Source organism: Flavobacterium piscinae (assembly GCF_004122145.1).
Taxonomy (GTDB): Bacteria; Bacteroidota; Bacteroidia; order Flavobacteriales; family Flavobacteriaceae; genus Flavobacterium; species Flavobacterium piscinae.
The window spans coordinates 1-783 of record NZ_SBKQ01000033.1; the positions used below are offsets into that span (position 1 = coordinate 1).

Sequence of the window (783 nt, forward strand, 5' to 3'; positions counted from 1 at the left end):
TATGATATGACCAAAGGTGAATCAACCAACTTAGGCAAACCAATTAACAGTGAGAAAGATGATTTTGCTTTTTCGTTAAATGCAGAGAAGAACATCGGATTTTTGTCTACCAACCGCTCGGGTGTAGATAACATCTATTTAGCCACTCCGGTTTGTGGCGTAGAGGTAATCACAGTAGTTACCGATGCCAAAACAGGCAAAGCACTTGCCAATGCAAAAGTAGCCATTGTGGATGAGAAGAAAAACGTGATTGCCACAGAAACCTCAGGAGCCAATGGTGAGGTGGCGTATTATGTAGAGTGTAACAAAGCCTATACAATACAAGCCTCGAAAGACGGTTATGAGAGCAACACCTTTGCAGTAGCAGCCAGCAAAGGCGAAGCAAGAAAAGTAGACGCCGCCTTGAACCCAATTGATGTGATTGTAACAGAAAAGGAAATCGTGTTAAATGCTATTTTCTTTGAATTCAACAAAAGTAACATTACCCAAGAGGGAGCTTTTGAGTTAGACAAACTGGTTCAAGTTTTACAAAACAATAAAAACATGGTCATCTTAGTTAAGTCGCACACCGACAATAGAGGAAGTGAAGCTTACAACTTACGATTATCTGATGCCAGAGCCAAGTCAACCGTTCAGTACATCCTCTCAAAAGGAATCTCGAAAGAGCAAATCTCCGGCAAAGGAATGGGTGAAACCGAACCAAAAGTGGATTGTAAAGAAACCTGCAGCGAAGAACAACACGCTCAAAACAGACGAAGTGAGTTCTTGATTGTGAAGAAGTAA

1 protein-coding gene is annotated in these 783 nt (G+C 41.3%); it reads left to right on the plus strand.

The window, feature by feature from the left end; genetic code table 11:
• Positions 1–783 (plus strand): OmpA family protein (locus EQG68_RS14885; protein WP_164975477.1); only part of this gene is annotated, 783 nt, incomplete at its 5' end.